This is a genomic window from Phyllobacterium sophorae, assembly GCF_003010965.1.
Lineage (GTDB): Bacteria > Pseudomonadota > Alphaproteobacteria > Rhizobiales > Rhizobiaceae > Phyllobacterium > Phyllobacterium sophorae.
Window position 1 is genome coordinate 13124 of record NZ_PGGM01000008.1, and the last position, 26323, is coordinate 39446.

25 protein-coding genes are annotated in these 26323 nt (G+C 60.4%); 17 read left to right on the top strand and 8 right to left on the bottom strand.

What is annotated here, in order from left to right; genetic code table 11:
- Position 1: 1 nt before the first annotated feature.
- The gene (locus CU103_RS17230) at positions 2-550 is read right to left on the bottom strand and encodes a cupin domain-containing protein (RefSeq protein WP_106665284.1); all 549 of its coding nucleotides are present in this window, start codon (positions 548-550) and stop codon (positions 2-4) included.
- Positions 551-695: 145 nt separating this feature from the next.
- Here CU103_RS17230 and aptA point away from each other — a divergent pair, with 145 nt between their 5' ends.
- Positions 696-2024 (top strand): omega-aminotransferase AptA, encoded by a 1329-nt coding sequence (gene aptA / locus CU103_RS17235; protein ID WP_106665488.1) that lies wholly within the window; start codon positions 696-698, stop codon positions 2022-2024.
- Here aptA and CU103_RS17240 read toward each other — a convergent pair.
- On the bottom strand, positions 2021-3235 hold the full coding sequence (locus tag CU103_RS17240; RefSeq protein WP_106665285.1) for an ROK family transcriptional regulator: 1215 nt from the start codon (positions 3233-3235) through the stop codon (positions 2021-2023). The two genes, aptA and CU103_RS17240, sit on opposite strands and share 4 nt — an antisense overlap.
- 220 nt (positions 3236-3455) lie before the next feature.
- Here CU103_RS17240 and CU103_RS17245 point away from each other — a divergent pair, with 220 nt between their 5' ends.
- The 6 genes from CU103_RS17245 (at position 3456) to CU103_RS17270 (ending at position 9540) form a co-directional block, all read left to right on the top strand.
- Positions 3456-4694: an extracellular solute-binding protein gene (locus tag CU103_RS17245; protein WP_106665286.1), complete on the top strand. Its 1239-nt coding sequence runs from the start codon at positions 3456-3458 to the stop codon at positions 4692-4694.
- Between the two features lie 90 nt (positions 4695-4784).
- On the top strand, positions 4785-5666 hold the full coding sequence (locus CU103_RS17250) for a carbohydrate ABC transporter permease (RefSeq protein ID WP_106665287.1): 882 nt from the start codon (positions 4785-4787) through the stop codon (positions 5664-5666).
- Positions 5666-6511 (top strand): carbohydrate ABC transporter permease, encoded by an 846-nt coding sequence (locus CU103_RS17255; RefSeq protein ID WP_106665288.1) that lies wholly within the window; start codon positions 5666-5668, stop codon positions 6509-6511. Before CU103_RS17250 ends, CU103_RS17255 begins: the two co-directional genes overlap by 1 nt.
- A gap of 7 nt (positions 6512-6518) precedes the next feature.
- Positions 6519-7535, top strand: coding sequence for an SIS domain-containing protein (locus CU103_RS17260; protein ID WP_106665289.1), 1017 nt, complete (start codon positions 6519-6521; stop codon positions 7533-7535).
- Positions 7535-8467, top strand: coding sequence for a carbohydrate kinase family protein (locus CU103_RS17265; RefSeq protein WP_106665290.1), 933 nt, complete (start codon positions 7535-7537; stop codon positions 8465-8467). Before CU103_RS17260 ends, CU103_RS17265 begins: the two co-directional genes overlap by 1 nt.
- Complete coding sequence (locus CU103_RS17270) at positions 8464-9540, top strand: ABC transporter ATP-binding protein (protein ID WP_106665291.1); 1077 nt, start codon at positions 8464-8466, stop codon at positions 9538-9540. Before CU103_RS17265 ends, CU103_RS17270 begins: the two co-directional genes overlap by 4 nt.
- Before the next feature lie 168 nt (positions 9541-9708).
- On the opposite strand, the gene CU103_RS17275 is transcribed toward CU103_RS17270, so the two are convergent.
- The 3 genes from CU103_RS17275 to CU103_RS32810 all read right to left on the bottom strand — a co-directional run bounded on the left by CU103_RS17275 (position 9709) and on the right by CU103_RS32810 (position 10883).
- Positions 9709-10134 (bottom strand): type II toxin-antitoxin system VapC family toxin, encoded by a 426-nt coding sequence (locus tag CU103_RS17275; protein ID WP_106665292.1) that lies wholly within the window; start codon positions 10132-10134, stop codon positions 9709-9711.
- The gene (locus CU103_RS17280; RefSeq protein ID WP_106665293.1) at positions 10131-10385 is read right to left on the bottom strand and encodes a FitA-like ribbon-helix-helix domain-containing protein; all 255 of its coding nucleotides are present in this window, start codon (positions 10383-10385) and stop codon (positions 10131-10133) included. The genes CU103_RS17275 and CU103_RS17280 overlap by 4 nt, the downstream gene beginning before the upstream one ends.
- Positions 10386-10595: 210 nt before the next feature.
- The gene (locus tag CU103_RS32810) at positions 10596-10883 is read right to left on the bottom strand and encodes a hypothetical protein (protein WP_210203779.1); all 288 of its coding nucleotides are present in this window, start codon (positions 10881-10883) and stop codon (positions 10596-10598) included.
- Positions 10884-10915: 32 nt separating this feature from the next.
- On the opposite strand from CU103_RS32810, the gene CU103_RS17290 reads away from it, so the two are divergent.
- Positions 10916-11779 (top strand): alpha/beta fold hydrolase, encoded by an 864-nt coding sequence (locus CU103_RS17290; RefSeq protein WP_106665294.1) that lies wholly within the window; start codon positions 10916-10918, stop codon positions 11777-11779.
- 122 nt (positions 11780-11901) lie between these two features.
- Here the strand turns inward: CU103_RS17290 and CU103_RS17295 are convergent, their stop codons facing one another.
- Positions 11902-12792 (bottom strand): GNAT family N-acetyltransferase, encoded by an 891-nt coding sequence (locus CU103_RS17295; RefSeq protein WP_106665295.1) that lies wholly within the window; start codon positions 12790-12792, stop codon positions 11902-11904.
- Between the two features lie 266 nt (positions 12793-13058).
- On the opposite strand from CU103_RS17295, the gene argE reads away from it, so the two are divergent.
- The 6 genes from argE to CU103_RS17325 all read left to right on the top strand — a co-directional run bounded on the left by argE (position 13059) and on the right by CU103_RS17325 (position 19781).
- Positions 13059-14183, top strand: a complete 1125-nt coding sequence (gene argE, locus CU103_RS17300) for an acetylornithine deacetylase (RefSeq protein WP_106665296.1) — start codon at positions 13059-13061, stop codon at positions 14181-14183.
- A gap of 58 nt (positions 14184-14241) precedes the next feature.
- Positions 14242-15165, top strand: a complete 924-nt coding sequence (locus CU103_RS17305; RefSeq protein WP_106665489.1) for a 2-hydroxyacid dehydrogenase — start codon at positions 14242-14244, stop codon at positions 15163-15165.
- A 24-nt stretch (positions 15166-15189) separates the two neighbouring features.
- Positions 15190-15543, top strand: a complete 354-nt coding sequence (locus CU103_RS17310) for a cupin domain-containing protein (RefSeq protein WP_106665297.1) — start codon at positions 15190-15192, stop codon at positions 15541-15543.
- A gap of 239 nt (positions 15544-15782) precedes the next feature.
- On the top strand, positions 15783-17246 hold the full coding sequence (locus tag CU103_RS17315) for an aldehyde dehydrogenase family protein (protein WP_106665298.1): 1464 nt from the start codon (positions 15783-15785) through the stop codon (positions 17244-17246).
- Positions 17247-17259: 13 nt separating this feature from the next.
- On the top strand, positions 17260-18303 hold the full coding sequence (locus CU103_RS17320) for a tartrate dehydrogenase (RefSeq protein WP_106665299.1): 1044 nt from the start codon (positions 17260-17262) through the stop codon (positions 18301-18303).
- Positions 18304-18320: 17 nt separating this feature from the next.
- On the top strand, positions 18321-19781 hold the full coding sequence (locus CU103_RS17325) for an NAD-dependent succinate-semialdehyde dehydrogenase (protein ID WP_106665300.1): 1461 nt from the start codon (positions 18321-18323) through the stop codon (positions 19779-19781).
- Positions 19782-19853: 72 nt separating this feature from the next.
- Here the strand turns inward: CU103_RS17325 and CU103_RS17330 are convergent, their stop codons facing one another.
- Together CU103_RS17330 and CU103_RS17335 are read right to left on the bottom strand one after the other, a co-directional pair.
- Positions 19854-21131 carry an NAD(P)/FAD-dependent oxidoreductase gene (locus CU103_RS17330; protein WP_106665301.1) on the bottom strand — a complete coding sequence of 426 codons (1278 nt, stop codon included), beginning with the start codon at positions 21129-21131 and terminating at the stop codon, positions 19854-19856.
- 12 nt (positions 21132-21143) lie between these two features.
- Positions 21144-21812 (bottom strand): haloacid dehalogenase type II, encoded by a 669-nt coding sequence (locus CU103_RS17335; protein ID WP_106665302.1) that lies wholly within the window; start codon positions 21810-21812, stop codon positions 21144-21146.
- Positions 21813-22132: 320 nt separating this feature from the next.
- Here CU103_RS17335 and CU103_RS17340 point away from each other — a divergent pair, with 320 nt between their 5' ends.
- From CU103_RS17340 to CU103_RS17350, 3 genes are all read left to right on the top strand, one after another.
- Positions 22133-22972, top strand: coding sequence for a GNAT family N-acetyltransferase (locus CU103_RS17340; RefSeq protein ID WP_106665303.1), 840 nt, complete (start codon positions 22133-22135; stop codon positions 22970-22972).
- Positions 22973-22986: 14 nt separating this feature from the next.
- Positions 22987-24360, top strand: a complete 1374-nt coding sequence (locus tag CU103_RS17345; RefSeq protein WP_106665304.1) for an aspartate aminotransferase family protein — start codon at positions 22987-22989, stop codon at positions 24358-24360.
- A 267-nt stretch (positions 24361-24627) separates the two neighbouring features.
- Positions 24628-26238 (top strand): ABC transporter substrate-binding protein, encoded by a 1611-nt coding sequence (locus tag CU103_RS17350; RefSeq protein WP_106665490.1) that lies wholly within the window; start codon positions 24628-24630, stop codon positions 26236-26238.
- The last annotated feature ends 85 nt before the right edge of the window (positions 26239-26323 follow it).

Here is a 26323-nt window from a genome sequence, read left to right on the forward strand (position 1 = left end):
GTCAGAACGTCGGCGGCGTACAGGCGCTGACCACTTCGCATGGGTTCGGACCGATGCAGCGAAAGCGATGCGGACGGCGGCTTTCAAAGTAATAGGCATCGCCCGGGCCAAGGATGCGCCGCTCATCATCGACCGTCACCTCGATCCGCCCGCTGATAACGACCCCGCCCTCCTCGCCCTCATGCACAAGCGGCACCTTGCCGGTATCGCCACCGGGCTCATAGCGCTCCTTCAAAATCTGCAGCGCGCGGCCGAACAGGTTTTCCCCGATCTGGCGGTAGGAAATTTTGCCCTTTCCGATCTCGACCAGTTCGCCTTTCTCGTAGAACACCTTCTGCCTGCGGTCGGGCTCCAGGGCAAAGAACGCGGCAAGCCCGATGGGTATGCCATCGAGAATGCGTTTCAGCGCACCGACAGACGGGTTCGTCTGGTTTGATTCAATAAGCGAGATGGTGGAGTTGGTTACCCCGGCGCGCTTGGCGAGTTCGCGCTGGGACAATCCGTGCCGTTCGCGCAAAAAGCGCAATCGCCCGCCAAGATCGACGCTCATGGTTTGCATCCTTCTGTTTCAGATGTTTTATATAGAACAACTTTCGCGCACTGATGCAATAATATCAACAGTTTGGATGAACATAGAAAAGGACTTGTTGGGCAATGCAAAGCATGGCTCTTTCGTGCCAGAAGAGGAGTTTCCCATGCTGATGTCCAACACGCCGTCACTCGAAAACTACTGGATGCCGTTTACGGCCAACCGCCAGTTCAAGGCGGCCCCGCGCCTGCTCGCCGCCGCCAAAGGCATGTACTACACCGATGTCGATGGCGCTCAGGTGCTGGATGGCACCGCGGGTCTGTGGTGTGTCAATGCCGGCCACGGCCGCCAGAAGATCGCCGATGCGGTTGCACGCCAGCTGATGACCATGGACTATGCGCCATCTTTCCAGATGGGCCATCCGATCGTGTTCGATTTTGCCCAAAAGCTGGCAGCGCGTGCGCCTGGCGGCCAGGAAGCCGGCCTCACCAAGGTGTTCTTCACCGGTTCCGGATCGGAATCGGTCGACACAGCCCTGAAAATCGCTATTGCCTACCAGCGCTCTATCGGCCAGGGAACCCGCACCCGCGTCATTGGCCGTGAGCGTGGTTATCATGGCGTCGGCTTTGGCGGCATTTCCGTTGGTGGTCTTGTCAATAACCGCCGCGTTTTTCCGCTGCTTCCCGGCGTCGATCATTTGCGTCACACCCATGACGCGGTACGCAATTCGTTCGTCAAGGGGTTGCCGGAACACGGTGGGGACCTTGCCGAAGATCTGGAGCGTCTTGTCGCCCTGCACGGCGCGGAAACCATCGCTGCGGTGATTGTCGAGCCCGTCGCCGGTTCAACCGGCGTACTCCTGCCGCCAAAGGGCTATCTGGAGCGTCTGCGCGCCATCAGCAAAAAGCACGGCATTTTGCTGATTTTCGATGAGGTCATCACCGGTTTCGGCCGTCTCGGCACGCCGTTTGCCGTCGATTATTTCGGCGTCGTGCCGGACCTTGTCACCACGGCCAAGGGCCTGACCAATGGCGCTTTGCCCATGGGGGCGGTTTTCGCCAGCGAAGCCGTTTACGAAGCAATGATGAATGGTCCGGAAAGCCAGATCGAGCTCTTCCACGGTTACACCTATTCGGGGCATCCTGCAGCGTGCGCTGCGGGTCTGGCGACACTGGAAGTCTACGAAGAGGAGGGCCTTTTGACCCGCGCGGCAGACGTTGCTGATCATTGGCAGGATGCGATGCACGGCCTGAAGGGTCTTCCCAATATCGTCGATATCCGCACAATCGGCCTCGTCGCCGGTATCGAATTGTCATCGCGGCCCGATGCTGCTGGCGCGCGTGGCTATGACATTTTCGTCGATTGCTTCAACAAGGGCCTGCTGGTGCGCGTTACTGGCGATACCATCGCCCTCTCCCCGCCATTGATCGTGGAGAGGGAACAGATCGACATCATGGCCTCCATGCTGGGAGAAGCGATCAAACGCGCTGCCTAGGCCGTCTTGAGAATGGCTGAAAAGCGCGGATCGAAAGTCCGCGCGATCGGCTCGGCTGCAGCGCCAAGAGCAACCGACCAGGGATCGGCGAGTCCGGCCTGAAGCCTCGCTTCGGGATAGCGACTTGCCCGGTCGGCGATTGATGGGAGCAATGGCCCTATCTCTGCGACAAGGCGGTCGATCAGTGCGCGTGGGGCGCCACCACACAAAATGATCGTTTGCGGATCGAAGATCGATTCCAGCGCCTGTACCGTCCGGCGCAGTCGCTGGGCGACGTCGTCGATCCATTGCTCTACCTTGGGACCGCCGCGCATGAGCGCGTCCGTGACCATGGCGAAGAGCTCGGGTTCCGATGGATCGAGTTTAAGCAGTTTGCACAGTGCCGCCATGGAGGCGTAGTGCTCCAGCGGTTCCACATCCGGACCGTCACCCGGCACAAGGGCGAGGATCATGCCGATTTCGCCGGCGTTGGAATGGGCGCCGCCATAGAGTTCGCCGTTGAGGATCAATCCGGTTCCAAGACCGTAGCCGAAATAGATGCAGATCGCGTGGTCAAGTCCATGTGCCGCGCCAAGCAGGCGTTCAGCTGTTGCTGCTGCAGCCGCGTCGTTTTGCAGGGCGACTGCGAGACCGGTTCCTTGGGCAATCGTGTCGATGAGCGGGAAATTCTGCCATGCGGTCATCATCCACGGGTCATCATAAAGGGTGTTGATGCCAAAAGGCCCGGGCATGGCGACACCGAGGCCGACAAGCCGTTTTTCTGCCTCTGGTGACTGCGCCTGCAACGCAATGCGCGCCTTCCTGATCAGATCGAGAACAACCACTACACCCTCTGCCGGTCCGCCTGGTGGCAGCTTGGCTTCCATCTGGACGAGCACTTCTCCGACGAGGTTGACGATGACCGTACGCGTCACGTGGCGGTCGATCTGCAGGCCAACGGCGAAGGCCCCTTCTGGTACCAGCTGATAGGGTGTCGCCGGCTGGCCGCGTCCCCTGCGTATGGTCGCCTGCGAACGCACCAGTCCGTCCAGGGCAAGTTCCTCTATGATGTTGGAAACGGCTTGTGGGGTGAGGCCAGTCGCTCGAGCAAGGTCGGCCCGCGACAGTGCGCCATTAACGCGCAGCGCATCGATCATGATGCGGCGGTTATGCGCGCTCGCACCCCCGAGATTGGTTCCGCTCTTGGCCCGTATCGATCTTTTTGTGTCCATCCACGACCCCTCTTGACTCCAGAAGAATATTCATCAACAAATAAGTCAAGTGAATTGATTTAATAAAAGACCACAAGAGTCTTAGGGGAACGTGAGCACTGGCTGGAGACAAATACGTCGCAGGCCGGTCCTGGTTGAGGCTCTCGGACTGAAACGACGAACCGGTTTCTGCCCATGATGGTCAGCGCCGCAAACTGCCAAGGCCAAATAGGAGGTAATGATGTTGAAATCCATGCAGACGGCGCTTCTCGGCGCGACACTTGTGGGAGCGGCGCTCGCTGCACCTGCCCATGCTGAAACCAAGATCAATGCGCTGTTCATGGCCCAGGCCGCCTATAGCGAGGCCGATGTCCGCGCAATGACGGACGCCTTTACCAAAGCCAACCCGGACGTGACGGTCAACCTGGAATTTGTTCCCTACGAGGGCCTGCATGACAAGACGGTCCTCGCGCAAGGGTCGGGCGGCGGCTATGATGTTGTTCTCTTCGACGTGATCTGGCCGGCTGAATATGCAACCAACAAGGTCCTTGTGGATGTAAGCGACAAGGTCACTCCCGAGATGAAATCGGGTGTCCTGCCCGGTGCCTGGACCACGGTCGAATACGAGGGCAGACATTACGGCATGCCGTGGATTCTCGACACGAAGTATCTGTTCTACAACAAGGAAATCCTGGAAAAGGCTGGCATCAAAAACCCGCCGAAGACCTGGGCCGAACTTTCCGAACAGGCCAAGACGATAAAGGACAAGGGCCTGCTCGCAACACCGATCGCCTGGAGCTGGTCGCAGGCGGAAGCTGCAATTTGCGATTACACGACGCTGGTCAGCGCTTACGGCGGCAGCTTCATCAAGGATGGCAAGCCGGTCTTTCAGACCGGTGGCGGTCTCGATGCGCTCAACTACATGGTCGACAGCTACAAATCCGGTCTGACCAACCCCAACTCCAAGGAATTCCTCGAAGAGGACGTCCGCAGAGTGTTCCAAAATGGCGAGGCTGCCTTCGCCCTCAACTGGACCTACATGTACAATATGGCCAATGACCCGAAGGACAGTAAGGTTGCCGGCAAGGTCGGCGTTGTTCCCGCTCCGGGTGTCGAAGGCAAAAGCACTGTTTCGGCGGTTAACGGTTCCATGGGCCTCGGTATCACCTCGACAAGCAAGCATCCGGACGAAGCGTGGAAATACATTACCTTCATGACGTCGCAGCCAACACAGAACCAGTATGCCAAGCTTAGCCTGCCAATCTGGGCTTCCTCCTATGACGATCCGGCCGTATCAAAGGGCCAGGAAGAGCTGATCGCCGCGGCCAAGATTGGTCTTGCCGCCATGTATCCGCGCCCGACCACGCCGAAATATCAGGAGCTGTCGACTGCATTGCAGCAGGCGGTGCAGGAATCCCTGCTTGGACAGGCCAAGCCTGAAGACGCCCTAAAGACGGCAGCTGAAAACAGCGGCCTTTGATGGGACATGCAGGCGGTGGGCTTGCTTCTCCGCCTGCGTCTTTGTCAAAGATTGATATTGCGGGATTGATATTGTGGCGGACACCTTTGCATGACGAGCAACTGGATTACCACCCGGGCATGGTTCTTGATGCTGCCCCTGCTGATCGTCATGATCGCGGTTATCGGATGGCCGCTTATCGATACGGTGCGCCTCTCCTTCACCGACGCCAAGCTTGTAGGCACCCAAGGCAGTTTTGTCGGTCTGGATAATTACGTGAAGATCCTTTCCGGCACAAACTTTCAACGCGCGCTTGTCACGACCTTCTGGTTTGCGGTGTTGTCTGTTGCTCTGGAGATGGTGATCGGCGTTCTCGCCGCACTGCTTCTCAACCAGCAATTCTATGGCCGTTCGGTCTTGCGTGCCCTGATGATCCTGCCCTGGGCGCTGCCGACAGTGGTCAATGCCACGCTTTGGCGTCTGATCTACAATCCGGAATATGGCGCGCTCAATGCGGCGCTGCTGCAGATGGGGCTCATTGATGCCTACCGCTCCTGGTTGGGTGAACCCAACACGGCGCTTGCCTCGCTGATCCTTGCCGATTGCTGGAAGAATTTTCCGCTGGTGGCGCTCATTGCCCTGGCCGCCTTGCAGGCCGTGCCGCGCGATATCACGGCTGCCTCGATGGTGGACGGTGCCGGCGCCTGGTCGCGTTTCCGCTTCGTCATCATGCCCTATCTTGCCGGCCCTCTGATGGTGGCGCTGGTCCTGCGTACGATAGAAGCATTCAAGGTGTTCGATATCATCTGGGTCATGACCCGCGGCGGTCCGGCCAACAGCACGCGGACCTTGTCGATCCTTGTCTATCAGGAGGCGTTTTCCTTCCAGCGGGCCGGATCCGGCGCATCGCTGGCGCTGATCGTCACACTGCTGGTGACGGTGCTGGCCGTGGCCTACGCCGCGCTGATCCGCAAGAGCGCAGGGGCTTCGTGATGGAACGGCGCAGTCTCTCCGCAGCGATACTCGTGCATGTGGCAGCGCTGCTTCTGCTTGTTGTCATTCTTGCGCCGGTCGTTTGGCTGTTTATTATGAGCATTTCCTCGACGCCCGATCTGATTGCCAAACCCCTGCACTGGTGGCCGGACACGATCGACCTGTCACGCTACGGTGTGCTGTTGTCATCGGCAGTCAACAGCGCGGGCCAGGCTTTCGTCGCCTCGCTGTTCAACAGTCTCAAAGTTGCCGGCATGGCGACCGTGGCCGCACTCGTCGTCGCCATCCCCTCCGCCTGGGCCGTTTCCCGCACACCTTCAGTCGGCTGGTCGCTCTATGCGGTCATTGCGACCTATATGCTGCCGCCGGTAGCCCTCGCCGTGCCGCTCTACATGGCGCTTTCGTGGATCGGCCTCCTCAACAATGTTTTCGGTCTGGCGCTGGTCTATCTGACCATCCTCGCGCCGTTCACCACCTGGCTGTTGAAATCCGGCTTCGACTCGATTCCGCGCGAAATCGAAAGCGCCGCCACCATGGATGGCGCTCGGCTCGACCAGACATTGCGGCTGATCACATTGCCGCTGGCCGCGCCGGTCATGGCGACGGCAGCGCTCTTTGCCTTCCTGCTTGCCTGGGACGAATTCTTTTATGCCCTGCTTTTCACCTCCGACCAGCAGGCCAAAACCCTCACCGTGGCGATTGCCGATCTCGCAGGCGGACGCGTCTCGGACTACGGACTGATAGCCACAGCGGGTGTGCTGGCCGCCCTCCCCCCGCTGCTGATCGGTCTTTTCATGCAGCGTGCCCTGATCTCGGGTCTGACCAGCGGCGGCGTTAAAGGATGAGCACGACATGACTTCGCAAACCAGCAAACCGGCCGGCCTTGTGGCGATCGAAAAGGAAATGGCCCGGCAAAATGCCGACGCGATTGCCTCCTTCGAGGCTGCCGCGCCCGCTGCCATGACCATCGCTCAGTCCCTGCGCAAGAGCGGGCGGCTCCTGCTGCTCGGAATGGGCGGCTCGCATGCCGTTGGCCGCGCCCTCGAGCCGCTCTATCGCAGCCTCGGTATCGATGCCATCGCCCTGCCGCTCTCCGAGCAGCTTGGCCAACCGCTGACGCTCGTTGGCAAGACGGTCCTTGTTACCTCACAGTCAGGCGAAAGCGCCGAGGTGTTGCGCTGGCTGGCGGAAGCCGCCGTGGCAGGCGATACATTCGGCCTGACGCTCGAAGTTGGTTCTACCCTTGCCCGCACCGTGCCCTCTCTGGTCGGCGCTGGCGGCACGGAAAATGCTTTCGCGGCGACGCGTAGTCTGACGGTGAGTTTTGCCCTGCATCTGGCCATTCTCAGCGCTCTTGGCGAGGACCCAGCCGAGGCTCTTGCCATCTTGCATTTGGAACGCAAGCCGGACGTCGATGCCGCCGTGGCCGCCTTGTCTGATGTATCGGCTGTCGTGACCTCCGGTCGCCTGATGCAGGGTGTCGCCGAAGCCATCGCGCTTGGCCTTACCGAACTTTCCCGCATTCCCTGTTTCCCGCTGGAAGGCGGGCAGTTGCGCCACGGTCCGATGGAAATGCTCGGGCCAAACGTTGGGGTTGTCCTCTTCCGCGCCAGGGACGCGACGTCGGACCTCGTCGCCCGCATGGCGGTTTCGGCATTGGAGGCAGGTTCACCTGTCGTGGTCTTTGATGCATCAGGTGAAAACCCCATCGCGGGTGTTGCAACGATCGATACCGGCGCGGCGAGCGGAATCGCCGCAATTTTCGCACTCCTGCCGGCAGCACAGCGCTTTATGCTGGGCTTTGCCGGGGCACGCGTCGCCGATCTCGGAATGCCCATCCGCACGACCAAGATCACGCGGAGCGAATAATGCGTCCCCTCGCCGTCATTGGAAACGTCAATGTCGATCTTATTCTCGGCCCTGCCGATCCCTGGCCGACGCCCGGCAGCGAAATCATGGTGGACTATGATGAACTGCGTGTCGGCGGTTCGGCGGGCAACGCTGCCTTGACTTGGGGAGGGCTCGGCCTCGATTTTCAGATCGCCGCCAATGTCGGCAATGACCAGTTCGGCAAATGGCTAAGGCAGGGTTTCGGAGCACACGCAGCGCGCTGGCCGGTTGCCCCCATGGGAACCACGCTTTCCGTCGGTATCACCCATCCCAATGGTGAGCGCACATTTTTCACCACGCGCGGGCATATTGCGGCGCTGTCCTGGCCCGAGGTTGTTGGCATGCTCGATACTGAGCGCTTGGGGGGCGGAACCGTGCTCCTGTGCGGGTCGTTTCTGACCGATGCGCTGGTTGCGCAATATGACGAACTGTTTGACTGGGCCGATGCGAACGATATCCAGATTGCACTCGATACCGGCTGGCCGATCGATGGCTGGACGGATGCCAATCGGGAAAAAGCAAGAAAATGGCTGTCGCGTTGTCATCTTGCCCTGTTCAATGAGGTCGAAACGACCCGCCTCGCAAACAGTGTCGACCCGGGACAAGCCGCACATAAGCTCAAGACGCTGATGCCCATGAACGCTGTTGTCGTCGTCAAGCAGGGCCCTGACGGTGCTCTTGCTGTGGGTCCGGACAATCAATTGGTCTCGGTGCCCGCCCCCGTTGTGCAGGTTGCCGATACAATTGGCGCCGGCGATGTATTCAATGCTGCTTTTCTCGCTGTCTTGGCGGGTAGCCAGACGCTCGAACACAGCCTGGAGGCCGGCGTGCGCGTTGCCTCGATGGCCATATCCACTGTTCCGCGCCGCTATGACGGCCAGGCCCTGCAAACGATACCGGAGGCTCCATGAGCGCCCTTGAGCTTGTCAATATCCGCAAACGCTACGGAACGGTCGAAACGCTGAAGGGCATTGAACTTTCTCTCGCCAGCGGCGAGTTCCTGGTCCTGCTCGGCTCATCCGGCTGCGGCAAGTCGACTTTGCTCAACATAATCGCCGGTCTAGCCGAGGCGAGCGAAGGCGATGTCCGAATTGGCGATCGCTCTGTCACAGGGGTGCATCCCAAGAACCGCGACATCGCCATGGTGTTCCAGTCCTATGCGCTTTACCCGAACATGTCGGTGGCGAGGAACATTGGATTTGGTCTCGAGATGCGCAATGTTCCTGCGGCCGAGCGTACCGAGGCCGTGGAGAAGACGGCAAGGATCCTGCAGATCGAAAATCTTCTTGGCCGCAAGCCATCGGAGCTTTCCGGTGGCCAGCGCCAGCGCGTTGCCATCGGTCGGGCGCTGGTACGAGACCCGCAGATATTTCTGTTTGACGAACCCTTGTCCAACCTCGATGCGAAATTGCGCATGGAGATGCGCACCGAACTGAAGCGTCTGCACCAGATGCTCGGCACGACAATCGTCTATGTGACCCATGACCAGATCGAAGCGATGACCTTGGCGACGCGTATTGCCGTTATGCGCGATGGCCAGATTGAACAACTGGCGACACCCGATGAAATCTATAACCGACCGGCCACGCGCTATGTGGCAAGTTTCGTCGGCTCGCCGCCGATGAACATGCTCGATGCGACGGTCGGTAATGGCGTTGCTCACATTGACGGGTCGCTCAGTGGTATCCTGCTGCCCCACGATGTGCAGGAGCGCGCTGGGAAAGCGCGCAATGTCATCATCGGCATTCGCCCGGAGAGCTTGTCGCTCGTGTCAGGCGACGGCAAGGGTCTTACTATTGATGCGAAGGTCGAGGTGGTGGAATTGACCGGTCCGGAGCTGGTGGTTACGTCAACGATAGGAAGTCAACGGCTGACGGCAAGCCTGCCGCCCAGATCAACGGTGACAGTCGGCACGCCGCAACGCTTCAGCATCGATGCCAGTGCGCTGCATGTCTTCGACCAGGCGACTGAGAAACGGATGTAGCAGTCGCGGTGGCTCGGATACCAGACCCCGGCAGACTATGCCGGGACCATCGCCGCAACCGGCTCCAGCGCTGCGTGTGATTTCGCAATCGGGCCGTAAGCTGCTGATGGGATGCGCCTTTACGCACCGGATTGGTATTGGCGACAAGGAGCTCGCGCCGTCACCACCTTAGTCGCTGGTCTCCCAAGGATTGATGATGGGAATGCCAGCGGCTTCAAACGGGCTGGTGTCGCGAGTAGCCACCATGAGGCCGTGCGCGGCGGCCGTGGCGGCGATGTAGCCGTCTGCCTTGCCGATCGCCCTTCCTGCCGCCTTCGCCTGCGCCATCAGGTCTGCATAGGCTTGCGAAGCGTGTAAATCGAAGGGCAGCAGGCGGCCTTCAAACAGCGGCAGCACCTCGTTTTCTAAGCGATCATGCAAGGTCGTGCGGCGCTTGCCGGCGGGCATCGAGGCAATACCGAAACGCAGCTCGGCGATAGTGACCGCCGACAGGTATAGGGTTTCGATGGCCTGGGCGTCGATCCATGCCAGCACACGCGCATCGGGCGTGAGCCTCCACGGCTCCGAAATCACGTTGGTGTCGATGAGGATCATTCAAACCTTACCGGCTCGGCCGGGGTCTTATCGCGGAGCTGGTCGAACTGCTCCGCTTCGGCGTCGTTGAAACCCGCGTCGCGGGCGATGGACGCCAGCAACGAGCCGAGCTTGACGCGCTCGGGCGGCCGGACAGTCGTTTCTAGAATGTCTCTAACTTCGGCCTCAGTGCTGCGGCCGTGCGTGGCCGCTCGCATCCGGAGCGCGCGGTGCACCTCTTCGGGCAGATTTCTTATGGTAAGTGTCGCCATCGACGGCCCTCCTACAAATCGTGCATTCAATGACTGCATTTTAGTCTGCGTGCTAGCACCGTGCAAGCGTCATCGCGCAAATCCTGACATTGCGAGACATGACTGCTGCTGGGTTATGCCCGCGTCTCCACGGACGACCAGGACCTCACACATCGGCGGGCAAGCCTCGCTGCTGCCGGATGCCAGAAGATCTATGCGGACGCCAGCACTCTACACGTCCCTGTCGGTCGTGACGGCGTCGCGGGAGGCCATCAGATCGGCAGTCTGCAACCGACGACGATTGTGTCCTATGATGCGGATATCGAGCGCGTTTTTGACGGCCGGGACGACGAGGCACTGCGAGCGATGGGGGATAGGCGAGGTCGATTTCGGCAGGACGTTCCGCATGGGGCACTGGCCGGTGGCTTCCTCAACGCATGGGCCGTACGGCAGGCAGAACGACGTGAAGGTCTCACCGGCGCTTGTTCTGCCCTCGCTTGCGAGAGGAACCCGAGCCATCACTACAAAGCTCAAACCATTGGGAGGACAGGATGCAAACAGGTCAGCGCGTGATCCGCTGCAGCGGACTAGAAATCGCCACGGAGGTGTTCGGCGACCCGGCGCGCCCGCCCGTCGTTCTGATAATGGGCGGGATGGCGTCGATGTTGTGGTGGCCTGAGAGCTTCTGTCTGCGCTTGGCCGAGCATGGTCGCTTCGTCATCCGTTATGACCAGCGCGACACCGGTCTTTCGACGAAATATCCCCCCGGACGACCGGGCTACACCTTCGAGGACGCCGTCGCGGACGTCTTCCGCGTGCTCGACGGCTACGGGATTTCGACCGCCCATCTCGTCGGCTTTTCCCTCGGGGGTATGGTCGGCCAGGTGGCCGCACTAAAGAACCCTGAGCGCGTGCTTTCCCTGACGGCGATCAGCAGCTCGCCGGTCGGAGTGGACAAATCGCACTTCCCTGCGAGCGGCGAAGCCTGGATGGAACACATGGCCGTGGAGGCGGACTGGTCGGACCGGGCAGCCGCGGTCGCGTACCTGGTCGAGGACGCGCGCCTGACTGCAGGGACGGCACATCCGTTCGACGAAGCCGGGACCCGAGCCTTCATCGAACGGGATTTCGACCGCTCCGAAGGCTATCTCAGCGCCACCAACCACAGCATCCTCTTTGAGATCGGCGAGACATGGCAGGGCCGGCTGAATGAGATGAAAGTGCCGCTTCTCGTCGTTCATGGTACGGCCGATCCGGTTTTCCCGCTGGCGCACGGCGAGGCACTCGCGCGATCTGTAGCGGATGCGAAGTTCATGAAGGTCGAAGGGGGTGGCCACGAAATCCACGATCGTGACATCGAGGATACAGTAAATGCCATCGCCGATCACACTTCATCGTGTCCGGCATCGAAATGATCCATATGATGCGCAAGCGACAGGCCAGACCTGCCAACAATCGCCGCTGCTGAGCCCGGGTAGATCGAGACAATGCATCCTCGAAAGGCGCGGGGATCGCCACCGAGAAAACTTCCGCCGGCTTATCCCAGTGCGTGGCTCGCCAGCGCGTAGATCTTCGGAAGGCCGTCGCGACCCTCAGCGGGAACCGGCAGTTCACCCAGCCTCATCGTCGTGACGGTATCGAAGACAGAAAGGCCGGACCGGTCAACGAATTCGGAGAAGGGACCGTTGTTCTGGCTGGTATCAAGACGAAGAAACCGGCCAGCATGTTGTGCGACGTGAGGCCGGATGACCGCAATCGCATCGTCGTCGCTATTGGCAACCACGGGGCCGATCAAATGCCCGCGCCCGAATGGCCGGCACAGGGAAAAAGCTTCCATCCGCTCGTTGCGAAAGATGCCCAGACCCTTGGAATGAGACAGCAACTCTGAGAGAAGCGGTGTTCGATCGGCGCCGTAGGCCGCCTGATCGAGCTTACCCAGAGATGGAAGATCGCCTTGGCGAATTTCCCTCAGAATCATATCGTCCACTGCGAAGGATGGCGTGCCAGGCTCGATAGCCTCCCCCTGGCACTGATAGACGGTTTTTTCCGTGACGAACCCAAGGGAACGATACAATCGCCGCGCTGCCCGGGTTGCGTTGAGACGCAACATGCACCCGTCCAGCTGTGTAAAGGCGTGACGCATCAGCCAGTGGGCGGTTCCGTTCGCCTGCAGGCGTGGGGAGGTAATAACCATCCCTATGGTGGCAAACTTGTCCCCGTGGGGGAACCACATGGCAGAACCAAGCACGCGGCCGATGTTGTCCATGGCTACGACGCCCTTTCCGACTTGGCGCAAGAATTGCCAATCCTCTGCCCGGTGAGGCCAACCCACCCCTATGGACAAGGCATGCAGTTGATCGACCTCTGCCTCAGTAATATCGGCGATCGTCATCTGTATGGAATCGATCATCAGAGATCTGGATGTCATTATTGGCACCCTCAAACTTTTTGTTGCGCGGCAACGCGGGAAATGCCGGATCCTGCGATGTGAGTATCATCGCGAATGGAATGTAAAGCGAAACGGCCAATACAAATAGCTTCAGATTGCCTGCCCTTTGGAACAATACACTAAAAATGGGGCGCTTTCGGCACGCAATCCGGCAACAGGCCATTAAGCTTTGGATCCAACTCCATCCACCACCTTGGCAGGAGAAATACCAGTGCTCAGAGAAGCCTCAAGTTCAGGTAAACACTATGCAGGCCATTGAAATTCTTGAAAAGCTGGTGGCTTTTCCATCGGTCGTTGGCCAGGCGAACGGCGCCATCGTCGAATGGATCCGCGCTTATGTCGCGCGTTTCACTCAAGAGGTAACTATCCTTCCAGGGCCAGAAGGCGACCGCTCGAACCTCTTCGCAACCATTGGTCCAAAGAACGTTCCCGGCTATGTCCTTTCAGGTCACATGGACGTGGTGCCCGCCAACGAACCGGAGTGGTCTTCGAATCCCTTTGTATTGCGGACACAGGGCGACCGGCTCTACGGTCGCGGCACCTCTGACATGAAGAGCTTTCTGGCAGCAGCACTCGGCGCCTTGCCGCAACTCGCATCAAGACAGCTTTCGCAACCTATCCATTTTGCTTTTTCGTACGATGAGGAGGCGGGCTGCCGGGGCGTGCCGCATTTGATCAGGCGTCTTCCCGAACTCTGCGCCAAGCCTGAAGGCGCGATTATCGGCGAACCGAGCAACATGCGCGCGATCTGCGCCCATAAGGGCAAGGCGGCAGCGCGCGTTGAAATCCGGGGCCAGTCGGGCCACTCCTCGCGACCCGATCAAGGCTTGAATGCCATTCATGCCATGACGGAGATCCTCACGGACGCAGTAGCCGGCGCCAAACGTCTTGCGTTTGGTCCGTTCGATCCTGCTTTCGAACCCCCTTACTCCTCCCTCCAGGCCGGCACGATCAAGGGCGGGCAGGCCGTCAACATCATCCCCGATCTATGTGCCGCCGAATTCGAAGCACGCGCCATCCCCGGCGTTTCCCCCTCCGCACTGCTGGCCCCGATCAAAGAAAAGGCCGAAAGCCTGCGAAGCCGGGGTTTCCAGGTGAACTGGGAACCAATGAGCGAATATCCAGCCTTGTCGCTCGCGAGCGATGCGCCACTCACACAGCTGCTCAGGGAATTGACGAGGCAGCAGCCGCTTGCGGCGGTTAGCTACGGAACGGAAGCCGGTCTCTATCAGGGGGCCGGGATCGATGCGATCATCTGCGGTCCGGGCGATATTTCGCGTGCACACCGTCCCGACGAGTTCATTCACAGGGACGAACTGATCGCCTGCCAATCCATGATCGAAGCACTCGGCGCGAGGCTTTCAAGATGAGAACGGCGGACACAGTGATAGTCGCGGATGCAACAGGCGACCAAACGAGAGAATGCAGATGACTTTGCTGTTCAACTCCGATGCTGAACGCGGGCGTATCTTCCAAAAGGCTTTCGCCCGTGAGCTTCCGCATCTCCCCTTTTCCATGGATCCGGCGGCCGTTGATGCGCGTGACGTGCGTTACCTGGTAACCTGGACGGCGCCGGAGGACCTCGGCCGATATGGCAATCTGGAGATCGTCTTTTCGATCGGCGCCGGCGTCGATCAATTCCAGATCCACCGTTTGCCGCAGAGCGTGAAGCTGGTGCGCATGGTCGAGGATGGCATCATCCGCATGATGCAGGAATATGTGACCTTGGCCGTGCTGGCGCTGCACCGCAATTTTCCGGCCTATCTCTCCCAACAGAGAAGGCAGGAATGGCGAAGCATTCCGCAGACACAATCGGCTGGCCGGGTGGTCGGCGTTCTCGGTCTGGGCGCGCTGGGCAGTGCCGTACTCGATCGCCTGAAGCCTTTTGGTTTTGTATTGTCCGGCTGGAGTCGCAGCCGGCACGAGATAGAAGGTGTGACCACCCATAGCGGACAGGACGGGCTGCAAGATTTTTTGAGAAAAGTCGACATTCTGATCTGTTTGCTGCCCCTGACCGAAGAAACGCGCGGTTTCCTGAATTCTGACCTGTTCAACAGGCTGCCGGCCGGTGCCAGTCTCATCCATACCGGACGCGGCCCGCATCTCGATCATGCCGCTCTGGTCGCAGCACTTGACAGTGGCCATCTGGCGAGTGCGGTGATCGACGTGACAGATCCGGAGCCGCTGCCGCCCGGTCATGTCTTCTGGTCGCATCCGAAGATCATCCTCACGCCGCATGTGGCGAGTGTCACCCAGGCGGAAACGGCAGCAAGCGCCGTCATCGACAACATCAAGCGCCACCGCGCAGGTCTCGATCCGATCGGCCTGGTCGATCGGGCGCGCGGCTACTGATCTGTCAACCAAGAAAGGTTATCCATGACTCTGCTGAAAACCATCGACACCAATCCTTCCGTCTCGCCGCGGGATTCGAAGCCCTTGCCGGAACGCCTCATCAGCGGCGACCCGTCCTTCAAGACCTGGCCACAGGACGTAACCCGCGGCGAGATGATCCACACGGGCATCTGGGAAGCGACGCCGGGCGAGACGCGTTCGATCAAGGGGGAGACGTTTGAGTTCTGCCACATCCTGTCCGGCATCGTCGAGATCACGCCCGACGACGGGGAGCCGACGCTCTACAAGGCGGGTGACAGCTTCATCATGAAGCCCGGTTTTACCGGTATCTGGAAAACTATCGAGACAGTCCGGAAGATCTACGTCACCATCATGTGACACCATCCTGGGGCTGACCCCTCGCTGCTCTGTAACCTCCGGCGGCCGCGCATGCTCATGCGTCGTGCCGCCGCTTCTTCGTAACATCCCGACAAGGCAACTTTTCCCGCGGCCGCCACCGAAGATTCAGCTGGCGAGGCTTGGCAAAACGGCGTTTTTGTTCGTCTGCGGGCGCTAGTCGACGCATGATGCGGGGAATCTGCCGGTAATCTTGTGCAAACCTATCGCAAGGATATGCAATGACCCTTAGCTTCGACCCAGACTCGCTTGCGCTGCCGAAAGGGCATTTCATTGGTGGCCGGCTGATCGAGGCACCGGGCCAGCTTCCAATCAAGCGCCCGTCTGACGCAAGGGCCTATTGGGATTGCCCGATTGCCGATGCAGGCATCGTTGATCGGGCGGTGGACACGGCCCATCGGACCTTGAAGGAAAGCGGGTGGGCAACCTTGCGCCCCCGCGAGCGCACCCGGCTCATGCAAAGGTGGGCCGATCTGATCGAAGAAGAGGCCATCCCGCTTGCTAAAATGGAAGCCGTCGGTTCGACGCGCCCCGTCGGACATCTGATTGCCGGCGATATTGGCGTGACCGCCGAACAGATCCGCTTCTTCGCCGAATTCGCAGACAAGGAAGGCAGCGATGTCGTCCCCACCGACGGCAACAGTCTCGGCATGATCATGACCGAGCCTTATGGCGTCGTCGGCGCGATCACGCCCTGGAACTTCCCGTTGTCGATGGCCGCGTGGAAACTCGCTCCCGCGCTCGCTGCCGGCAATGCGGTCGTGCTGAAACCCTCCGAGATGACGCCTTTCTCGACGCTCTACCTAGCCGAGCTTGCGATGCGCGCCGGCTTGCCGGGAGGCCTCATCAACATCGTTCTGGGCGACGGTGCGACCACAGGCAGTGCGATCACAGGTCATCCGGGCATTGCCAAGGTGAGTTTCACCGGCTCGACCGGCGCGGGCTCGGCCATCATGGCCAATATCGCTCGCACTGGTGTCAAGCCGATGACGCTTGAGCTCGGCGGCAAGAGCCCACAACTCGTGTTTGCCGACGCCGACCTTGATCTGGCAGCCGGAGCCATCGCCACCAGCCTTCTTTCCAACGCTGGACAGGCCTGCGTGGCCGGATCGCGCCTCATCGTCGAGGCGAGGGTGGCGGATGCCTTGGCGGAGGCCATCATTGTCAGATTGGCCACCGTCCGCCCCGGCCCCACCTGGGACGAGACCACTGATTATCCGCCAATCATCTCCGAGCGTCAGCTCGGCCGCATGGACAACATCGTGCGCGCCACGATCGAAGGCGGCGCCGAATGCCTGGCGGGTGGCAAGCGCCTCGACCGTGAAGGCTACTTCTACGCGCCGACGCTGATCTCCGGCGTGACGGCAACATCGCCCGCCGTGCTTGAAGAAATCTTCGGCCCGGTGCTGACCATCCAGACGTTCGAGGATGAGGAAGAGGCGCTGACACTCGCCGACCACCCGACCTATGGGCTCGCTGCGGGCCTCTTCACCCGCGACCTTTCCCGCGCCATCCGCCTGACGCGCCGCCTGCAGGCCGGCACGGTTTGGGTCAACCGCTACGGCCGCTCGCGCGATCATATCTTGCCGACCGGCGGCTACAAACAATCCGGTATTGGCAAGGATCTCGGACGCGATGCCTTTCTCGCCAACCGCAAGAGCAAGAGCGTGCTCATCAGCCTCTAAGGATCGACCGACCATGAAGACCTACAAGATCGCCCTTTTGCCCGGAGACGGTATCGGCCGCGATGTCACCGATGCTGCCTGGGCGGTGCTGGGAAAAGCCTCCCGCAGTGGCGATTTTGCCCTCGCAGGCACCAGTTATCCCTGGTCCTGCGACTACTATCTCCAGCATGGCACGATGATGCCTGCCGACGGTATTGACACCCTGAAATCCTTTGATGCCGTCTTGCTTGGCGCGGTCGGCTGGCCGGCGCAAGTTCCGGACTCTGTCTCGCTGCACGGCCTTCTCCTGCCCATCCGCAAAGCCTTCGTCCAATACGCCAACATCCGCCCGCACAGGCTGCTGCCGGGCGTTCCGGGCCCGCTGAAGGCCAACGGTTTCGACATTCTCTGCATCCGCGAAAACACCGAGGGCGAGTATTCGGGCGCCGGCGGCCGCGTTCATCAGGGTGCTGACAATGAAGTGGCGGTCGAGACCTCGATATTCACCCGCAAGGGCGTGGAACGCATCCTGCGCTTCGGTTTCGAGCAGGCGCGCGCCCGCCGTGGCAAGCTCGCCTCGGTTACAAAGTCCAATGCGCAGAAATATTCGATGGTGTTCTGGGACGAGATCACCCGGACACTTGCCAGCGAATATCCCGATGTCGAGGTGACGAGCTATCATATCGACGCCATGGCCGCCCGGATGGTCATGGCGCCAGAGAGCCTCGACGTGTTGGTCGCCTCCAATCTGTTCGGCGACATAATCACAGACCTTGGCGCCGCCATTCAAGGCGGGCTTGGGTTCGCCGCCTCCGCCAATATCAATCCGGAGCGCTCGGCTCCATCCATGTTCGAACCCGTTCATGGTTCGGCGCCAGACATCGCCCATCTCGGCATTGCCAACCCGATCGCCGCCATATGGTCGGGCGCGATGATGCTGGATCACCTTGGTGAGAAAACCGCCGCCAACAATGTCATGGCCGCGATCGAGGCAACGACTGCGCGCGGCATCGGCGCCATCCCCGGCAAGGACAAAACAGAAGCAATCACCACAGCAGTGCTTTCTGCGCTGGGCTGACAAGAGAAGAGGACGCAATGAAGGAATTGAAGGACACTCGCCTGTTTCGCGAGGACGGGCTCATCGGCGGCGAATGGCGCGGCGCGGCGGCGGGACGCAAGATCGAGGTCATCGACCCATCAACCCAGAGCGTTCTGGGCACCGTTCCTGACATGGATGGCAGCGATACCCGAGCGGCGATCGAGGCGGCAGAAAATGCCTTCGGGTCGTGGCGCAAGCAAACCCATGCCGAGCGCGCCGCCTTGCTGGAGGCCTGGCATGACCTGATGATGGAAAACATCGAGGATCTCGCGCTGATCCTCACCAGAGAACAGGGCAAGCCGCTCACCGAAGCGCGCGGCGAGATTCGCTACGGCGCTTCGTTCGTCAAATGGTTTTCCGAGGAGGCCCGCCGTATCGGCGGCACGACCATACCCTCCCCGACAGCGGACCGGCGGATCGTTGTCCTGAAGGAGCCGGTCGGTGTCTCGGCGATCATCACGCCCTGGAATTTCCCCAATGCGATGATTACCCGCAAGGTTGGGCCGGCACTTGCCGCCGGCTGCACCGTCGTCATCAAGCCATCGGAGCTGACGCCATATTCAGCACTTGCGCTCGGCGTTCTGGCAGAACGCGCCGGCATTCCGAAGGGCGTCATCAATATCGTCACCGGCATGCCGACCGAGATCGGAAACGAGTTGATGGCCAATGAGACTGTTCGCAAGATTTCCTTCACCGGCTCCACCCGCGTCGGCTCGCTCCTGATGCGCGGCGCATCCGACAGCATCAAGCGGCTCAGCCTGGAGCTTGGCGGCAACGCGCCATTCATCGTCTTCGATGATGCCGACCTCGATCGTGCCATCGAGGGGGCGATCGCTTCGAAATTCCGCAATGGCGGCCAGACCTGTGTCTGCGCCAATCGCCTTCTCGTCCAGTCGGGTGTGTATGACGCCTTCGCCGAAAAACTGGCCGCCCGCGTCTCGGCCATGAAGGTCGGACCCGGCACGGAGGCTGGCGTCGATATCGGCCCGATGATCAACAGCGCGGCGATCGACAAGATCAATCGCCATGTGGACGATGCTGTCGCCAAGGGCGCCCGCATCCTCACCACGACGCCTGCGACCATGCCTGCGGGTGATCAGTACGCGGCGCCGATTGTCCTTGGTGGCGCGACCATCGACATGCAGCTGGCCAGCGAGGAAACCTTCGGGCCCGTTGCCCCCCTCTTCCGCTTCGAGAAGGAGGAAGAGGCAATCAGGATCGCCAATGCAACCCCCTTCGGTTTAGCGGCCTATTTCTATACCGAAAGCCTGAAGCGTTCCTGGCGCGTTGCCGAGGCGCTGGAGTTCGGCATGATCGGCCTCAACACCGGAGCGATTTCCACCGAGGTGGCCCCTTTTGGCGGCGTGAAACAGTCCGGCCTTGGCCGCGAGGGTGCTCAATGTGGTATCGAAGAGTATCTGGAACTGAAGAGCTTCCACATCGGTGGCCTCGCCTGATCGGCCGACCGAACAACGAATAAAGGCGCCGGGAAATCATCCCAGCGCCTTTTTTCTTTTCTTGAAGTTCTGTTATTGCAACCGGTCGAGGGTCTTGTAGTACAGCCCGACAAGCGGCAGGAACCACGGCTTGCCGAAATGGCCGGGAATGGCCGGCCAAGCGAGCCCCTTCAGTGGGTTGCGGTCTTCCCTGCCCAGGATGGCATCGGCAATGATCACGCCCAGATGGGTCGACAGCTGCGCTCCGTGGCCGGAATAGCCCATGGCGTACCAAACTCCGTCGACATAGCCGGCCCGGGGATAACGATCCTGGGTCATGTCCACGAGCCCGCCCCAGCAATAGTCAATTTCGACGCCCGCCAGCTGTGGGAAGATTTGAAGGAGGCTCGCCCGAAGAACGTCTCCGCTCTTTGCGTCCGACCGCTGGTCGGATGTGGCGGAAAAGCGGGCTCGCCCGCCAAAGATCAACCGGTCGTCGGGGGCCAGCCGGAAATAATTGCCTATGTTCATCGAGGTTACGCAGGTCCTATTGCCCGGCATGGTCGCCGCAATTTCCGCAGGCGTCAATGGCCGGGTGGCGATGAGGAAGCTGCCGACGGTGATGATGCGGCGGCGGAAATAGCTGAACATCGGCGGCGTATAAGCGCCGGTGGCGACGAGCACGTGGTCCGCGGTGACAATGCCGCGTTCTGTCGTGAGAGTGTGCCTGCCACCGCTATTTTTGTGGGCGGTGACTGCTGCCTTCTCGAAAATGGCGGCACCATGGCGCGCGGCGGCACCCGCAAGCCCCACGACATAGCGCCCCATATGCATCATCGCACTTTTCTTGGAGAGCATGGCCCCATGGAAGGGCGATCCGACCTCGCGCTTCAGGTCCACTGCCGTCAGGAGGGCGGTGTCGCGATCAACCTCTCTATGAATCGCCTCGAAGTTGCGGGCGATCGCATCGAAATGCTGCGGCTTGGAGGCCAGCTTGAGTTTTCCCGCACGTCGGAAACTGCAGTCGATCCCCTCCTCTGCAATGATCGCCTCGATGGCATCGATGGAATCGTCATGCGCACGGTAGAGGGCCACGGCACGCTCGATGCCAAGTTCGGACTTGGCGGCGAGGAAGCTGTGAGCGAGGCCATTGTTGAGGTGTCCGCCATTTCGCCCGGATGCGCCCCAGCCGACCTTTTCCGCCTCCAGCACGACGACGCGCGACCCGGCCATTGCGAGTTGGCGTGCCGCAGCAAGCCCGGTAAAGCCCCCACCGACGACGGCAACGTCGTAATGTCCCCCGACGGGGCCCGGTCTGGCACCGTCGTACGCCGGGGTGGTTGTGTCGTGCCAGTAGGATTGGAACTTCATCGCCATGTGCCGTCAGAGCCCGACGACGCCGGGCAGACCCGAAATGTCCGCAATCTCGACATAGCCATAGTATTGGTTTGCCGGCTCATGACCGCGATTGACCCATACCTTGTTCTTGATCCCCAGGTCATGCGCGGACATCAGATCGTAGCGAAACGACGAGGAGCAGTGCAGCACGTCTTCCGGCCCGCAACCCAGCATGTCGAACATGTATTCGAAGGCCCTGAAACGCGGCTTGTAGGCATTGGCCTGCTGCGCAGTGTAGACGGCGTGGAAAGGTGCTCCAAGTTTTTCGACATTGGACATGATCTGCGAGTTCATGGCATTGGAAAGCACGACGAGCGGGATTTCCTTGGCGACCTTGGCAAGACCCGCGGGAACATCGGGATGCGGCCCCCAGGTCGGAACGCGCTCATAGATCGTCCTGGCATCTTCGTCGTGGAAGGTGACGCCGTTCCTCTTGCACGTGCGTTCGACGGCATTGTGGACCACTTCGTTGTAGGGTTTCCAGTCACCCAGGATTTCATCCAGGCGGTAGGCGGCGAAATTCTTGATGAATTCCACCATGCGCGCATCGTCAAGCCGGCTGCCATAGAGATCCCGGGCAGCCTCGGCCATCTGGAAGTTGGTCAGTGTCCCGTAGCAGTCGAAGGTGATGAATTTCGGGCGGAAGTGAGCCATTGCTGTAAATCCTTAAATAGCCGGAGCGATGTTGCCTGTCGCAATCATAGGCCGCGCGCCCCGCCCCGCTCGACTGAAAATCAGCGGCGGCATAGCAGATTGTTCCGTATCACATACATTCTTTGGCACAGTGTTCCGCCGCAGCGATCATCGGCTCGGCTGGGCTTGCTCGACACGGGTCCCCCAGGCGTCCGCTTGTCAGCATAAGATGCGGTAAGCCCTCAAGGCTACGGTCAAAGATACCGGCAGCACCCGGTCCTCGGGACGATATTCTGACGCCGTGGGGCTAAGAATAAGGGAGGTTTCCAAGGATCCAACAGATGCACACAAGTCAAATCGATCTTGTGGCCTTCGGGCCCGAACATCTCGAAGGTGCTGTCGCACTGTCGCGTCAGGCCGGCTGGCCACATCGCCCGGAAGACTGGCAAATGGCGCTGGCCGTAAGCCGCGGGATCGCTGCCGTTGCAGACGATCACCAAGTGGTCGGGACGGCACTGGTCACTCCGTACGGTGCAGAGTGCGCAACGATCAACATGGTGATCGTTGATGAAGTTGCTCGCGGCCGCGGTCTCGGGCGCAGGCTGATGCAGGCCGCACTCGACATCGGCGGCAAGCGCCAGTTGCGTCTGGTTGCAACCACCGAGGGGCTTCCGCTCTACGAAAAGCTTGGGTTCCGGCCGGTCGGCACGATCCTGCAATATCAGGGGAAGATCCCCGCCATAGCAGCAGCCGATGGGATTGAGAACGCCTGCGAAGCCGATTTTGACGCTGTCACAGCGCTCGATCACGCCGCCTTCGAGGCCGACCGGAGGTGTCTCTTGGAACACCTGGCAAAGGTCGCAGAATTTGTCGTGATACGGCGCGCAGGCCGGGTTCAGGGTTTTGCTGCTCTGCGTGCTTTCGGACGAGGCGACGTGATCGGTCCGGTCGTGGCCAAGAATTTAAACGATGCCCGCGCGCTCATTTCCGCGTTTATCGGGAGCCGACCGGGTGCTTTTGTGCGCATTGATACCATAGCCGACACGGGACTTGCACCCTGGCTGGAAAGCTTGGGACTTACCCATGCCGGCGGCGGCATAGCCATGCGCACCGGTGGCACCGGCGCGCCGGCTCGCTCCCCCTACAAGACCTACGCTCTCGCCAACCAAGCCTTCGGCTGACCTGGAGACCCCGCATGTTTAGCAATTCCCTCATCGAACTTGACCGTGCGCACTTGATTCATCCGGTCGCTTCCTATCGAACGCACGAAACGCTCGGGGTGCGCGTGCTGGCATCCGCCTCCGGCGCTACGGTCACCGATGCCACGGGCAAGCAGCTTATCGACGGTTTTGCCGGGCTTTGGTGCGTCAATGCCGGTTATGGTCATGACAGCATTGTGGAGGCCGCAGCAAGGCAGATGCGTGAACTTCCCTATGCGACCGGCTATTTCGGCCTTGGTTCGGAGCCCGCCATCCGGCTCGCCGCAGAACTTGCCGACCGTGCACCGGGCGACCTCAACCACGTCTATTTCACGCTTGGTGGCTCCGATGCCGTCGACAGCACGGTTCGCTTTATCCACTATTACTGGAATGCCCGCGGCAAACCGGACAAGAACCAGTTCATCTCCATCGAACAGGGCTATCATGGCTCGTCCACCGTGGGCGCCGGTCTGACTGCGTTGCCGGCCTTCCACGCCGGTTTCGGCCTTCCCTTCGATTGGCAGCACAAGATTCCATCCCATTATGCCTATCGCAACCCGGTTGGCACCGATCCAGAAGCGATCATCGCCGCGTCCGTTGCCGCATTGAAGCAGAAGATCGAACAGCTTGGTGCTGAGCGGATCGCGGCATTTTATGCCGAACCAATCCAAGGCTCCGGCGGAGTACTCGTACCACCCAAAGGCTGGATGAAGGCCATGCGGGAGGTCTGCCGCAGGTTCGACATCCTTTTCGTTGCCGATGAGGTCATCACCGGCTTTGGCCGCACCGGCCCGTTGTTTGCATGCTCCGAGGAGGGGATTGTCCCCGACCTCCTGACGGTCGCCAAGGGCCTGACGTCCGGCTATGTACCGATGGGAGCGCTCTTCATGTGTGAACACGTCTATCAGACCATTGCGGAGGCAGCCGGCGCCTCTGCCGTCGGGCACGGCTATACTTACTCGGCTCATCCCGTCAGTGCTGCGGTCGGCTTGGAAGTTCTGCGCCTCTATGAAGGCGGGCTTCTTGAAAATGGCCGCAAGGCCGGCGCGCGCCTGATGGCGGGCCTTGAAAGTCTGGGGGATCACCCGCTGGTCGGCGACGTCCGCGGCCGCGGAATGCTTGCTGCGGTCGAACTTGTGGTGGACAAGGAGCGGAAGACGCCTCTTCCGGCAGCGGCCGACCCGGCGCGCCGCATTTTCGACCGTGCCTGGCACAACGGTCTTATTGTTCGCGCCTTTGCCAGCGGCGTTCTGGGTTACGCGCCGCCGCTCTGCTGTACCGACAGCGATATCGACGCCATCATCGAGCGGACGCGGCAGACGCTGGACGAGACACTTGCCGATCCCACGGTGCGCGCCGCGATGGTGTGAAGACAGCGCGCCGGCGGCGGCGATCCGGGAATATGGTAAAATGCGCATATTCGCAATTTTGTGCCGTCTGGCAGGTTCAAAACAGAGAATCCGGCAGGCCTTTGCTGCGAAACTGGTGACAGGAAAAAGGCACATGCGCAACTGCCCACGTCACTTTCAATCGGTGCGACGCTTGGCGGTCGAAACCGCTCTACGAAACCGGCCTTTGATCCGCATAGATCCGTCGAAAAGGCGGGCGAGCAGAAATTCAACAAAAAGGGGAATGCCATGAACGACAAGATCACGAATTGGACAAAAACCGACGACGCAATGGTTGAGAACGCTATCCGGCGTGGCGCAACCCGTCGCGAACTTCTTCAATTGATGCTGGCCGGCGGCATCGCCACGGCGGCGGGCGGTCTCGTCCTTGGCAATGTCACGCGAGCCGTTGCTGCCACTCCGGTTTCCGGCGGCGCTTTGAAGGCGGCCGGCTGGTCTTCCTCCACCGCAGATACGCTCGACCCGGCCAAGGCCTCGCTCTCAACCGATTACGTGCGTTGCTGCGCCTTCTATAATCGCCTGACCTATATCGACCAGGCCGGCGCGACGCAGATGGAACTGGCCGAATCTGTCGAGAGCAAGGATGCCACGGTCTGGACTGTCAAGCTGCGCAACGGCGTGACGTTCCATGATGGCAAGCCGCTGACCGCAGACGACGTCGTTTTTTCGCTGAAGCGTCACCTGGACCCTGGCGTCGGATCGAAAGTTGCCAAGATCGCGGCGCAAATGACCGGGTTCAAGGCAATTGACAAGCAGACTGTGGAAATCACACTGGCCAACGCGAATGCCGACCTGCCCACGATCCTCGGCATGCATCATTTCATGATCGTGGCCGATGGCACCACGGACTTTTCCAAAGCCAACGGCACCGGCGCCTTCGTGCGCGAAGTTTTCGAACCCGGCGTCCGCTCGGTGGGCCTCAAGAACAAGAATTACTGGAAATCCAGCGGCCCGAATGTCGATTCTTTCGAATATTTCGCCATCAGCGACGACAACGCGCGCGTGAATGCCCTTCTGTCCGGCGATATTCATCTTGCCGCATCCATTAATCCGCGTTCGATGCGGCTGATTGAAAGCCAGGACGGTTTCACACTCTCGAAGACCACCTCCGGCAACTATACCAACCTCAACATTCGGATGGACATGGCACCGGGGGACAAGAAGGATTTCATTCACGGCATGAAGTACCTGATCAACCGCGAGCAGATCCAGAAATCAGCCTTGCGAGGCCTTGCGGAAATCGGCAACGATCAGCCGATTTCTCCCGCCAACTTCTATTACAACGCCGATCTCAAGCCGAAGGCCTTCGATCCGGAGAAGGCGAAGTTCCACTTCGAGAAGGCAGGCGTGTTGGGTCGGTCGATCCCGATGGTCGCCTCTGAAGCAGCGAACGCCTCGATCGATATGGCGATGATCGTTCAGGCTGCCGGCGCGCAGATCGGAATGACATTCGACGTCCAGCGCGTGCCTTCGGACGGCTATTGGGACAATTACTGGCTGAAGGCACCAGTTCATTTTGGCAACATCAATCCGCGGCCGACACCCGACATTCTGTTCTCGTTACTCTATGCATCGGACGCGCCGTGGAACGAGAGCCAGTACAAATCCGCAACGTTCGACAAGATGCTCGTCGAAGCGCGCGGCTCGCTCGACCAGGCCAAGCGCAAGGAAATCTACAACGCGATGCAGCTCATGATCGCGGAGGAAGCGGGCACTGTTATCCCCGCCTACCTTTCAAATGTCGATGCCACCACGGCCAAATTGAAAGGGCTGGCACCGAGCCCGCTCGGTGGCCAAATGGGCTACGCCTTTGCGGAATATGTCTGGCTCGAAGCCTGACGAGGCGAGTGGCCGAGGGCAGAAATGCTCTCGGCTCGCCTTGTGATCGCGTATAGTCGGTCAGCCGAACGTCAAAGGAGATGCG